The sequence below is a fragment of the Aurantibacter sp. UH7 genome (assembly GCF_056839165.1).
In genome coordinates this window covers 1,660,657-1,674,764 of the sequence record NZ_CM166388.1, presented here as the reverse complement: position 1 = coordinate 1,674,764, position 14,108 = coordinate 1,660,657, and the positions used below count along the sequence as shown (strand labels likewise).

At 34.7% G+C, this 14,108-nt stretch carries 8 protein-coding genes; 5 read left to right on the top strand and 3 right to left on the bottom strand.

Annotated elements, in window-relative coordinates; genetic code table 11:
- Positions 1 to 15 precede the first annotated feature (15 nt).
- From UH7x_RS07130 to UH7x_RS07120, 3 genes are all read right to left on the bottom strand, one after another.
- A complete protein-coding gene (locus UH7x_RS07130; RefSeq protein WP_482363032.1) occupies positions 16 to 2,349 on the bottom strand; it encodes a hypothetical protein in 2,334 nt (777 codons plus the stop codon).
- 221 nt (positions 2,350 to 2,570) lie between these two features.
- A complete protein-coding gene (locus tag UH7x_RS07125; RefSeq protein WP_482363031.1) occupies positions 2,571 to 4,262 on the bottom strand; it encodes a SusD/RagB family nutrient-binding outer membrane lipoprotein in 1,692 nt (563 codons plus the stop codon).
- A gap of 22 nt (positions 4,263 to 4,284) precedes the next feature.
- Positions 4,285 to 7,644, bottom strand: coding sequence for a SusC/RagA family TonB-linked outer membrane protein (locus UH7x_RS07120; RefSeq protein WP_482363030.1), 3,360 nt, complete (start codon positions 7,642 to 7,644; stop codon positions 4,285 to 4,287).
- Between the two features lie 538 nt (positions 7,645 to 8,182).
- Here UH7x_RS07120 and UH7x_RS07115 point away from each other — a divergent pair.
- Genes UH7x_RS07115 through UH7x_RS07095 form a run of 5 tightly spaced genes read left to right on the top strand, consistent with a single transcriptional unit; the run spans position 8,183 to position 14,062 of the window.
- Entirely contained in the window at positions 8,183 to 9,688 is a 1,506-nt protein-coding gene (locus UH7x_RS07115; RefSeq protein ID WP_482363029.1) for a sodium:solute symporter family protein, read from the top strand.
- Between the two features lie 4 nt (positions 9,689 to 9,692).
- Entirely contained in the window at positions 9,693 to 9,908 is a 216-nt protein-coding gene (locus tag UH7x_RS07110) for a hypothetical protein (RefSeq protein WP_482363028.1), read from the top strand.
- A 51-nt stretch (positions 9,909 to 9,959) separates the two neighbouring features.
- Positions 9,960 to 10,193 (top strand): hypothetical protein, encoded by a 234-nt coding sequence (locus tag UH7x_RS07105; RefSeq protein ID WP_482363027.1) that lies wholly within the window; start codon positions 9,960 to 9,962, stop codon positions 10,191 to 10,193.
- A 4-nt stretch (positions 10,194 to 10,197) separates the two neighbouring features.
- Entirely contained in the window at positions 10,198 to 12,819 is a 2,622-nt protein-coding gene (locus tag UH7x_RS07100) for a glycoside hydrolase family 2 protein (protein ID WP_482363026.1), read from the top strand.
- On the top strand, positions 12,779 to 14,062 hold the full coding sequence (locus tag UH7x_RS07095; RefSeq protein WP_482363025.1) for a DegT/DnrJ/EryC1/StrS family aminotransferase: 1,284 nt from the start codon (positions 12,779 to 12,781) through the stop codon (positions 14,060 to 14,062). The genes UH7x_RS07100 and UH7x_RS07095 overlap by 41 nt, the downstream gene beginning before the upstream one ends.
- The last annotated feature ends 46 nt before the right edge of the window (positions 14,063 to 14,108 follow it).

Below are 14,108 nucleotides of genomic sequence, written 5' to 3'. Positions count from 1 at the left end.
GATAGTTGTTTTAAATTATTGTTTTAATACCCAAACATCGGTAACTCGAGATTGTTTTCTCCAATTTAAATGTTCCTCATCGGGTTTGTCAAAAGTGATTTTTAGTTTACCGTCCTTTATTAATTCTTTTTGGAGCGGAAACTCTTTAAATTGTTCAAAATCCGTTTCATATTTAGTAGCTTTTAAACGCTCTCCGTTTGCTCTAAGCAGTGCTTCACCATAACCCGAAACTCGTATGATATAATCTGAGTCAGAATTAAGTTCATTGTATTCTAAAGTAGGCGTAAATTGGAATAATTGTGTTGAAAGTCGCTTTCTACTTAGACCATCTTTTTCCCATAGAAAATCAATAGCATCATCAGTTTTGGAAGTTACATGTTTTGCATCTGCGCTTGAAATATTATCATAGAAACTACCTGCACTTGGGTTATCATATGAACGTAAAAATTCTAATCGAGCTAATTTTTCTTCTTCTGTTTTAAGAGATTCTATTTTTTTGAATTCATCTTCTAACCACCATCTGTTGTTTAATGGATAATCTATTAAATCGAGTATTGCTCCTCTTTCATAACCACTAGCATTGTATTTTGTAACACTTGTTTGTGCACCCACAGAATTAAATAAAGCTTCTGCGTATTCAAATACTTTCTTTTTTAAATCTTGTGAAACGGGTTCGCTATCTGCTTTTTGTAGATGTGAAAGAGCCGTTGTCATTGTTTTAGCAACTCCATTGTTTTTGGCAGTTTTAAGAATTTCGTAAGCTTCATTTTCAAGATTCTTTTCGTAAGTTAATCGTTCTTGAATATAAGCATCATAATACGCACGCATTAGTAGTTGTTGCCAACGCCAATTGTTTTGCAGTTGTGGATTTTCAGTTTCTAATTGCTGCCATAGCACTAAAGTTTCTTTGACTATTTCATTTCCTATTAAAGGACCATCCCAGTTTTTTTCAAGATTGAAAATTCCAATAGCTGCTTCTTTTGCAATTTTATTTCCAAAGAAAAAGCGGCAGTATTCAAGAATAGTATTATCAATATCAACTTTAGAATTCCACCCTAATTGACTCCATACTATTTTATTAATATCATCATGAGAACCATCGGAATAGGTAATAAAGCCATCGGTATATTGTGAATCTTGATTAAATAATTTCGCATAATAATTTGGTTGTGGATTGCTAGGTTCTCTACCTAATGTTAAGGCAAATGCTTGATCCCAATTGTCCACAGGATAATGGCAACGAACCGTATGTGTAATATCTGGATAAAAACGATGCTTGTATTTTTTTGGTAATAGTTCACGCTCCAATTTTATTGGAGGACTACTAGGACCATATACTAATCCTCGTAACCATTCTGGTTTATTCTCTTTTAAATAATTAAAAAAGTAATCTACTTTCTCCTCTTCAAATCCTTGTAAGGAAACCCAAATGCCAGCATTAGGATGGTGCTTTTTTAGAAGCTTAGAAAGGTTCTCTAAATAGGGCATGAGTACAGAAGGATGATTATCACCTGGATCACCACCGGGTACAAAAACGCCGTCTAATCGAGGAACACGAGCGTAGAATTCTTCTTGTTCTTTTAATCCTTCTTCTGGCGCATCTTTTACTGTTAAATCTCTAGGAGCTGGTGTCCATACCCAGTATTCAGCATCATATTTGTCGCATATTTTACTGAGTTCAACTTCCATTTCTTGTGTGTCAACTTTAAAATGAACACTTGAACTTGGTTTTTGAAAAGGAATATTTTCAAAACTATTAGCGCCAAAAAGTACTTGTTCTCTAAAGTGCTGATCAAATTGTTCAACGGTCCATGAATCCCATGAATTAGCAGTATTTCTATATCCAAACTGATGCCCACGTAGCTCTAATTCTGGAGCTTCTGAAATATCAATTGTATTCGCAACTGATATTTCCCCCGTGCTCATGTTTGCGGTACGTAAAAGTTTGCCAATGCCATAGAGTATTCCTCTTTTATCGGCTGCTATTATCCAAAGAATATTTTTATTCTGATTGCTTTCGTATACCAAACGATAGCCTTCGTTTTTGAACTCGACATTGTCATCATTACGTTGCGGTATTTTAAGATTATCTAAGGTTTTATCATTACTAAGCGCAATAGCAATAATAGTATTTGATGAAGTTTTTTCGCCACTGGATAAACTAAGCTGTGTTCTTTTTTCTATTTCTTCTGTTAAAACGGTTGTAGCTGTTTTTTGAAAAATAGTACTAATTGATGGGGAAATTACAATGGTAGCTTTTGATAAATCTACAGATTTATCTGTGTTTTTAGCGCATGAGAAGCAACTAAGTAATAATGCTAAAACCGATATTTTTAGTATTCTTTTCATATTATAGCGGTATTAATTTACATCTTTTAGATATGTGAAACCTATTGGGGAAGCACTTATTTTTTCATCTAATATGGTGCTAGTTTGTTTAGCTTATTTTAGTCTAAATATTTAAAATCTTTATTTCAAAAAATTGCCTGGGTTTCCCCAGGCAATTAAAAAAAACTAACACAACACAATGTAAATAAATTGGTATTAAACACTCTTATAGAGCATTTCTATTACCAAGGTTTTGCAACGCCTTGTACAATCCATGGTCTAGCATATGGACTATCATTAGGATCTGTTGTACTGTAAGCAGTTCCTTCTAATGAAGCTGCTCCGGCGCTGTTATTTGTACTATTATTGTTAATCTCATCATCTGGATAAATAAAACGTAATGGCATAACATCTTCTCTTGCAAAAGGACCTGCGTTAAGGTCAGGTAAACCAGTTCTTCTCCAATCTAAATAAGCCTCGTCACCATTAAACATATTTGCAATCCACTTTTGTTGCATAACTTTATCTAATGTGCCATCGAATGCAACATCTGGGTTTGCAACATAAGTAGCATAGTCATCTGAAACACCCCAAACATCGAAAGAAGCTTGTATACCTGCCAAATAGTTTCCTTCGGCATCTGTACCCCAACCTCTAACAGCGGCTTCAGCTTTTAAGAATGATAATTCAGCAAAAGAAAATAAACGTGCTTTTAATAGGTTACCCCCGTCATCTTTTTGGTTAAATACTTCATTAATACGAGATACATAAGCATTTGTACCACCTCTTGAACCTTCAGCATTTAAGTTATATTCATAGGGGTCCACTGCACTAACTGCTACAGGTAAACCAACATAAACACTACTTGTATCCACTAGCTTATTACCTGCTTCTAATTCAGCAGCATACGTATCTTGTGAATAGATGGCAAGATTATTTGCAGCCATAGTCTCTGCATTAATATAGCGAACACCATCTTCTTCAGCCATGTCTCCACCACCTGGAACTTCAGCAGCTGGAACAACTTTTGTAGGCACAACTACTGGTGCAAACCAAACAGCAATTCTAGGATCTTCTAACTCTTTTAATTTATCAGTCATGGTAGTACATGGCTTTACTCTATAAAAATCAGAAGCGGATCCAAACTGACCGCTACTTGGCCAAGATTGAGAGTCAATTCCACCTATATAACTTAATACAAGCTCGTCATCAATTTCACTAATTAGAGGTTTTGCTAATGTAGCTGTTACACCTGTTTGCGAATAAGAAGGTAATTTTTCAGACAAACGCATGTAATAACGTAAGGCTAAAGAATTGGCTAATTTTTGCCATTTTGAAGCATCTCCACCATAAAAAACATCTTGACTTGCAATAACACCTTCATAATTTGAACCTCCCAAAAGACTTGACGCCAATTCTAAATCTGCTATAATACCCTTGTAAACTGTTTCTTGAGTATCATAAGAAGGACGTTCTCCAGCTAAATCACCACTTCCATTTAAAGCTTGAGAATAAGGAATGTCTCCATAGTAGTCAGTTAAATTACCAAACAACATAGATTTTAATATTAAAGTAACTCCCTCATGAAATGTTAAACCCAGTTCTACTGCTCTTTCATAGGCAACTTTATTAGTTCGCAATAAACCATAATTTGAATTCCAAATAGAACCAGTTTCCCAATCGTAACGATTGTTAGACCATGAATCTTTCTGAATAAATTGTGACGCAGCTCCCGTGTCACCAGAGTAACCTCTAGAGGTTGTGCTTGTTGCTAAGCCAGTCATAACTGAGCTTATTAACAAATTTGGATCAGCCAAACTGGGTTCTATCCCATTTGGGTTCTCATTTATTTCTACTAGACCATCATCGCAAGAAACTATAATTAACAATGGAACAAAAAGAAATAGAATTGCTATGTTTTTAACTAATTTCATATTCTTATTTTTTTAATTTTATTTAGAAACTTGCGTTTAATTTAATCCCTACTGGTATTGCCCATGGTTGAATATTATATCGTTCAACACCTTGTGATAAATTACCATTTGAGTATTGAAAAGCAGATTCTGGATCAATATTTATGCCAGCCTTAGTCCATAATATAATATTACGACTGAATAGTGATAGTGATAAATTACGCATAGCTATTTTCTCGGCAATCTTATTAGAGAAAGTATACCCTATAGATATTTGTCTAAGTTTTACATAATCTGCATCAAAAGTAGAAGCTCTTGTAAAATCCCAAGCGTAGTTATCACCATAAGTGTGGTATTGTGTTCCAGGACCTCCTATATTTTCTTGAGTGGCTGTAAAGTTACCGGCATCATCATAAGTTCCTATTACACCTGGTAAAAACACACCATCGTTTAAATCATCAACTGGAAAACCACCATCTGCTGCAGTTGGCCCACCAACAAGAGGATAAAATTCGCCATCTGGAGATAAGAATGTATCAGCATTTTCCTTTATATAAGTTGGAATATCACCAACATCACTTAAGTTATATACTTTGTCTAACCATCTTGTAGTTTGTAAATCAGATTCTCCATAACGGTGTGTTTGAGAAACAAACTGACCACCTTTTCTCCAATCAAAATTCATGGATAAATTCCAATTTTTGTATTGTATAGAGGTCTGCATACCTACCTTAAAATCTGGATTGTAATTACCAATTACGGCAGCAGCTCTATTACCATCTTCGTCAGATAGTGTACTATCGCTGTTTTCCCATCCTTCATCATCTAATAATGGCCATCCAAAATAAGGAGAGTTTTCATCTTCAACACGAACAAAATTTCTATCTACAATTTGTCCAACTTCTTCACCAACCCAAGTATATGCTCCACCTTTTGCTTGACTCCAAAAACGAACATAATCCGTACCTTCTGCTAATTCAGTAATAATTGTTTTGTTAGTGGTATATGTAAAGTTCATATTCCAACGTAAATCTTCACTATCAATTAAAACACCACCTAAACTAGCTTCGAAACCTGTACTGTTTAGGTTACCTGCATTAAACAGTTTACTTGTAGCTCCTGATGATACAGGCAATGTTTTATTAAAAATCTGATTTTTATTATCTGATTCATAATATGTAAAATCCATTGATAAGCGATTTTGGAAAAGTGATAAATCCACACCGTATTCAGTAGAGGTATTTAATTCTGCTTCAATCTCGCTATTCTTCAAGGCGGATTGTACCGCTAATTGAGAAGCTGCGCCCCAGTCACCTGCGTTATTTAAAATAGCATACAAGTTATGAGGGCTTGTATCGTTACCAGCTTGAGCCCAACCAACACGTAATTTGAATAAAGACACGTTATTACCCATATCGAAAATGTTGTTTACCAAAATACTAGATGATACTGAAGGATATAAGAAACTATTGTTGTTTTCAGGTAAGGTGCTAGACCAGTCATTTCTAACCGTTGCATCAACATACACCATGTCTTTATAACTAATATTACCTAAGGCATATAAACTATTAACACGTTCGCTAGATAGTATTTCGTCATACTCAACATTATCAGCAGCAATATTTGATAATAGAAATAAGTTTGGAATAATAAGACCTGAACCACCATTTTTAGTTCTAGTATAATTACTGTAAGTATTTACATTTCTAACATTACCACCACCTGATAAACCGAAATCGAAATTCTCATTTATCTTATCTCTGTATGATAGTAGAAAATCAGCATTGGTTTCAAGGCCACCTACATTAGCAAGACCATAATAACCGTTGGGTTCTCTACTAAAGCCACTAGATATAGTGGTTTCTCTAACCTCTTGAGAATCATTATATGCATAACGGCCCATTAAAGAAACTTTGTCCGATAGTTTGTAATCAAACTGAATATTTCCCATTAGTCTTTTGCGTTCAAAACCGTTGTTTATTTCATAAGCCATGAAATAAGGGTTATTGTATTCAAATTCTGATGGGTCATCACCAAAGTTGTATGGTGTATTTTGACTCTGGCCTTCAACTAACCAATAATCTTCCATATCTCGAATATCAATATGTGGATTAATATCATATAATGCTTGTAAAGGATTTGCATTTCTTTCTGTTGTCGACGGACGGTTGTCAGCTCCTGAAATAGTATATTTTATACTTGAAGTTATTTTTAACTTGTCAGTAACATCAAAAGCACTATTGACACCAAAATTATGTCGGTGTAAATCTGAATTTGGAATAAAACCCTCGTGTTGCATATTCGTATAAGACATACGATAATTCATGCGTTCCGAATTATTTTCTACTGCGATAGTATTGGTTGAAGTAAATGCTGACTCGAAGAAATTCTTAGCATTGTCCGCACCTCTAGAAGTTAGCGGTGTAGCAACACCAACTCCACTTGCTATTTCTGCGTCTGTATAAGGCCATTGAATAGCACTTAAACCTTTATCTAATTCTGGACCTATCCACCCAGATGAAGTTTCGTCAATTTGAGTAGTAGTTGGGTCTGGTCGACTGCCATTTGCAAAACGCGTACTTTTTTCGATAAACTTATATGGAGTTTCATATACATTACTAGAACTAAAAGAAACACCTAAGCCTTTACCTTTTTTACCCGATTTTGTGGTAATCATTATAACACCGTTTGCACCTCTAGAACCATAGAGTGCAGCTGCACTTGGGCCTTTCAGTACAGATACATTGGCAATGTCATCTGGGTTAATATCGCCAATGCCTCCACCATAATCAACCGCAATACCGCTACCAGCACTACCTATGTTGGTAAGACCACTGGAAAGTGGCACTCCATCTATAACATATAATGGTTGGTTATCGGTAGTTAATGAAGAAGCACCACGAAGTATTACACTTACAGTAGAACCTGCACCACCAGTAGAATTAATTTGTACCCCTGAAACTCTACCATTTAGGGCGTTTAATGCATTTTCTTGTGTTACAGTGGTAATGTCATCGCCTTCAACTTCGGCAACTGAATAACCTAAAGATTTCTTTTCTCTAGAAATACCAAGTGCGGTAACTACGACCTCATCTAGTTTTTCAGAAGATTCTTCTAAGGTTACATCAATTGTAGATTGACTGCCTACTGTTATTTCTTGTGTTGACATACCTAAGTATGAAAAAACAAGTACAGATGTATTGTCTGGCACTGTTATATTGTAGTTACCATCAAAATCTGAAGTTACCCCCGTAACTGTTCCTTTTACAATGACTGAAACACCCGGCAATAATTCTCCGTATGCGTCAGTAACAACTCCTTTTACATCTTGTTGGGCATAAATGTTTGCCATGAACAGACTAAATAAAAAGAAGGTTAAAAAATTTAGATTTCTTTTTTTCATAGTGTGATTTAGTTTTATGAAATATTTGTTTGATAGGTTAGTTGCTGACAAATCTATTCTAAAGTTTTTGTTAAAACTTAATGTATATTGTTAGTTATCTATAATATTTTACCCCAAATTTTCTATTTGTTATTTAATAATCATTTTAAGGTTAAAATAATGTTAGTTTTTAGCAAAAAGCTTTAATCAGAAAGAAAGGATCATGTCTTAATTGACCATTTTTATTGGTCTTGAGATGGTGAAGTCAATATTTCATTAGATTTTTGATTTATGACGTAATAGGGTTTAAGCTTCACCAGTATAATTATAGGTTAGGGATATTAGATATGTCGGATACATAAAGTATAGGTTAATGTTCAATTTTATTAGACATAGTGAGATGTGATTCACCTACAAACCATAAATTTTAACCTATAAAGTATCAAAAAGGATATAAAAACTTATAGATGGGTTTATATATCACGTAAAGCCAATAAGATTTAATAAAACATTTAAGTGCTATTAAACTTAATTTGTAAATCAATTATAATCATAAGAGATGTTAGCAGGAATCGATTATTTTATTGTAATAGCCTATATCGTTGGTATGTTATTACTGGGCCTTTATTTTAAAAAGTTCGTTAGTAGTTCGGAAGATTACTTTCTTGGTGGTAGAAGCTTGCCATTCTGGGCAATTGGTATGTCAATTGTAGTTTCCGATATTGGTGCGTTAGACTTTGTAGGAGTATCAGGTCAAGCATATAGATATGGTATTTCAGTAGGTAATTTTGATTGGGTAGGTTCAGTACCTGCAATGTTATTGGCGGCATTTATATTTATACCTTATTTCTGGCGCGGGGGTATGTATACTATTCCAGAATATTTAGGAAGACGTTATAATAAGTCGGTTCGTACAATTGCATCTGCGACTTGGATTTTATTCTTCGCTTTAGATTTAGGAGTATTGTTTTGGGCAAGTGCTGTTCTTCTTAATGTATTAATGGGTTGGCCAATTTGGATTTCTATAATGTCTACTGCTGGCGTTGTAGGTTTATACACTTATTTTGGAGGTATCACGGCAGTGATAATGACAGATGTAGTACAAATGGTCATCATGTTTATTGGTGGTTTTGCTTTAGTGTTTCTTAGTCTTGATGCTGTTGGTGGTTGGGAAAACATGGTTGAAAAGATAAGTACTATGGGTCCTGAGTATAGAAGTCATTTTGATATTATTCAACCAGTTGATACCAAGTCGCCCTTCCCCTGGACAGGAATATTATTCGGACTTACGTTTGTAATGTCAAATGCATATATGATTGGCAACCAATCTATTGTTCAACGTTGTTTAACAGCAAAGAATGAATGGCATGCAAAAGCTAGTATGGTTTTTGGTTCTGCCTTAAAAATGTTTATTCCGATTTTGGTTTTGTTTCCAGGCTTAATGGCTGTTGTTGTTCATCCAGATTTAGCTGATGGTGATCAAGCATTGCCAATGATGATAAAAAGTATATTGCCACCAGGTTTGGTTGGCTTAATGTTTGCAGCCTTTTTTGCTGGATTAATGTCTAGTGTAGATTCACTCTTAAATTCAACAGCTACATTATTTACTAAAGATATATATGAACCTTTTATTAAAAAGGATGCTGATGACAAGCATTATTTAAAAGTGGGTCAAATAACAACTTTAGTTTTGTTGGTATTGGGAGTTGCAACTGCACCTATAAGCAGTGATTTCCCAGGTATTTATGTCGCAATACAAACGTTTATGTCTTATTTTCAAGGCCCAATATTTTCAATTTTATTATTGGGTATATTTTGGAAACGTACGACACAGTGGGGCGGGCTTTCAGCGCTGGTTATTGGTATTGGATTTGCCGTTTTTCTCAATGTTTTCAAAGCAGATTTCTTTACGATTGAGGATCCGTTTTTATACATTTCTTGGTGGTCATTCCTATTAGGTTTTATAATTAATGTTACAGTTAGTTTATTGACCAAGAAACACTCAGATGATGAATTGAAAGGTTTGGTTTTCAGTTCAAAAATTATAACTAAAAATAAAAGCTAAGACTATGTTGAATTTTGATTGGCTTTCCGGAGTTTCAGCAGAAACTGCAAAAATGATATTTTTTGGCCTCTATATACTAATCGGAATTTTGGTATTAATGCTACCAAACGATTATATATATGAAGGAATTAAAAAAGAAGACCGACACTGGTGGAACAATCTAAAAATTTGGTCCGTAGCAGTGCTAAGTATTTTGGCAACTGTATATTATCAATTTTAAGGATATTACTAGAATTACGATACAAAATAGTGAAGTAAAAGCATAGAAATTATGAATGAAATTGAACGTCTATCGATAGTGAAATCGGCACAAATAAACCAAGCGCTAGGTGTGTTTATATTCATTTTTGGAATAATTGTAACATTTGCTATGGTGTTTACTGAAACTTTTGTTCAGCAAATGACTGATTTGGTTGCAGGTTTAGTTTTAATGGGAATTGGTGGTGGAATGATGTGGAGAGCTAAAACTATTTTAAAGAAACACCAATCCAAAGAAGTTAATTAGTTGTATGAAGAAGCGATTTAATTTGTGTTTGTCCGAAAACTGGAGAATACAATCATCAAATAATATTATTGAAAAAGGTGCTGTTATTTCTACCGATAGCCACGATAAAATTACCTGGATTCCAACAAAGGTGCCCATTACTGTACTTGGTGCATTGGTCGAAAATGACATCATTGAAGATCCTTATTTTGGAGAGAATCTAAAATCGATTTCAAAAGAAACTTTTGAAGTTCCTTGGTGGTATGCCACTCAATTTACCTTGGATGAAAATGCAGCAGAAAATTTCGCAACTTTAGTTTTTGATGGAATAAATTACAAAGCAAATGTTTGGTTAAATGGAAACCAAATTGCAAATATTGAGGAGATTAATGGTGCTTATAGAAGAACATCTTTTGATGTTAGTGAAACTGTAGTTGCAGGAATTAATACTTTGGCTGTAGAAGTTATTCCGCCGGTAAATGGTGACTTCAGTGTGGGTTTTGTCGACTGGAATCCTTCTCCACCAGATGGTAATATGGGTATTTTTAGACCTGTAACTTTAGAATTGTATCAAGGAGTTTTAATTGAAAATCCTTTTGTACAAACTAAAGTAGATTTAAAAACATTGGCTTCTGCAGAACTTACAGTATCCGCAGAATTAAAGAACGATACAGCACATTCAATAAAGGGTATTCTTAAAGGTACTATTGAGAATTGCATTGTAGAAAAAGAAATAACCATTCCTTCAAAAAGCAAGATTCGTTTTGAGTTTTTGACAGCAGAATTTGAACAGCTAAAGTTTGAAAATCCGAGATTATGGTGGCCTATTCATATGGGTGATCCAGAATTGTATGAATTGGAATTAAAGTTTATTGTAGATGGTCAAATTTCCAGTTGTACCACAACAAGCTTCGGAATTCGTGAAGTAGAAGATTATTGGTTAAATGAAATTCATCGAGGGTTTAAAGTAAACGGGAAAAAAGTTTTGATTAAAGGAGCGGGTTGGACGGACGATCTTTTCTTAATGGATACTGACGAAAACATAGAAGCACAAGTGCACTATGTAAAACAAATGAACCTAAACTGCATTCGATTGGAAGGCTTTTGGGGGAAAGATCATAAAATTTATGACCTCTGCGATGCGCATGGAATATTGCTTATGGTGGGTTGGAGTTGCCATTGGGAACATGAAATTCATATGGGTGTTCCAGTTGATGAACGTTTTGGCGGGGTCTATAAGACAGAGCATATAGAACATGTTGCTCAAGCTTGGGAAGAACAAGTAATTTGGTTGCGTAATCACCCAAGTATTTTTGTTTGGACAGTAGCTAGTGATAAAGTTCCTATTACTGCCTTGGAGCAACGATATATAGAAACTTTTGCAGAATACGACCCAACACGTCCATATTTGAATTCTACTGGTGGTGTTGGTAGTGATCAACATGTTATCGGTAGTGAAGATGTTATTAGTGAAATTAGTGGATCATCGGGGGTTAAAATGTTAGGTCCTTATGCCTATACTGCTCCAGTGTATTGGTTTACAGACACCAATTTTGGCGGTGCGTATGGTTTTAATACCGAGACAGGCCCTGGTGCTCAAATACCACAATTAAGCAGCTTAAAAAAGTTCATTCCTGAAGATAAATTGTGGCCTATAAACGAGACATGGGATTATCACTGTGGACGTTATGAGTTTGCAGATTTAAGTCGGTTTACTGAAGCTATCAATCAACGTTATGGTACCCCAGCTTCAATTGAAGAATTTGATAAAAAGGCGCAAGCCATGAATTATGAATTAATGCGACCGATGTTTGAGGCATTTCAAGTTCATAAAGATAGATCAACAGGTCTTGTACAATGGATGCTAAATGCAGCCTGGCCTAAAATGTATTGGCAGTTGTATGATTATTATTTAAATCCTACTGGTGCTTTTTATGCAACTCAAAAAGCTTGTTTGCCATTACATTTAATTTATAATTATGGTGATCATCAGATATATGCGATTAATGATTATTTGCATCAAATAAATAATTTAACGGCACAACTTCGTATTTATAATATTAATTCTGAATTAGTTTTAATAGAACAAATAACTTTTGATGCTTTGCCTGATAGTGCTAATTCTATTTTCGACATACAGAAAATAGAAAATTTGTCAACAACATATTTTGTTGATCTGCGCTTATTGGATGATAATAATAATGAAGTGAGTTCTAATTTCTATTGGCTTTCTACACAAGAAGAAGTTTTGGATTACGAGGCTGACTTGGGTGAATTTGCTTATCATACACCGAGCAAAGAATATGCTGATCTTACATTGCTTAATTCGTTGCCTAAAGTTGAGCTTACTGTTGATTGCAACTACGAAAAAAAAGGTGTAAAAAACACCACTATAGTAACTTTAGAAAATACAGGAGATTCAATTGCATTTCTAATCAACCTTAATATAGTTGAAAAAGAAACAGAGGAAATTGTATTACCTGTTTTTTGGGAAGACAATTTTATAAGCTTATTGCCAGGTGAAATAAAAACGATTCAGGCAACTTATGAATGTGATGTTCAGACAGAATTAACAGTCGAAGGCTGGAATTTAAATAAAATATATTATGCAGAAATTAGCGATACAAGGCGGGAAGCCCTGTCGTGATACCGATATAAACCCATGGCCAAAATGGCCAGTTTGGGGCAAAGAAGAAGAGCACGCATTAATTGAAGTTTTAAATAGTGGTGTGTGGTCATATAATGGCCCGAAAGAAGTAGAATTTAATAAATTATTTGCAGAATTTACGGGCACCAAATATTCAATTTGTACAGTAAACGGTACTATTACGATGCAACTTGCCTTAGAAGCTTTGGGTATAGGAGTAGGAGATGAGGTAATTGTACCAGGTCTTACATGGCAGGCCACTGCAGCCACCGTAATTGATGTAAATGCAACTCCTGTTTTGGTCGATATTCTAGAAGATACCTGGTGTATTGATCCAGCTGCAATTGAAAAAGCGATTACGCCTAAAACCAAAGCTATTATTCCAGTTCATTTATATGGAGCATTTGCTGATATGGATGCCATAATGGACATTGCAAAAAAACATAATCTTTATGTAATTGAAGATTGCGCACATAAACATGGTGGCGAATGGAAAGGTAAAAAAGCCGGTAGTATTGGTGATGTGGGTAGCTTTAGTTATCAATTGTCAAAACATTTAACAGCTGGTGAAGGTGGATCTATGACAACGGATAATGCAGATTTAGCAGAAAAACTAGATGCCTTAAGAAATGTAGGTCGAAGACCAGAAGGTGATTCTTTGATTGGTGCTGATAAAGGAATTGGAGATTACGGCGATGATGGTAATTTCATTCAGTCTGGAAACTTCCGAATTACTGAATTTCAAGCAGCTATTTTGATTGAAGGTTTAAAAAGATTGCCAGCACAAAATGCAACAAGAGATGTAAATGGAGCATATCTAAATGAAATTTTAAAAGAAATTCCCGGTGTAACTCCGTTAAAAAGAGATGAAAGAGAAACGAAAAAAGCATATTTCAATTTTGCTTTTCGTTACGATAAAAGTGAATTTAAAGAATTACCTATTGAGAAATTCAGAACTGCTTTAGAAGCTGAGTTAGGTATTGTGGTCGATGCATGTTATGAACCTTTAAATAATTGTGATTTATATGTGCCACATACGAAACCTTCGCGTCATAAACTTAATGAGGAGTATTGGCATTCGATAGATCCTACACGATTTTCACTTCCAGTTTGTGAGCGTATTTTTAAAGAAGAGTCCGTTTGTTTACATCATAAAATTCTTATGGGTTCGCAAGAAGACATGGATTTGATAGCAACTGCTATTCGAAAAATATTCGACCAAGCAGAAGAATTAATGGCATAGAAAACATGACAAGTAAGATGCTATTTCTTAGGAGTTTTTCAATTTT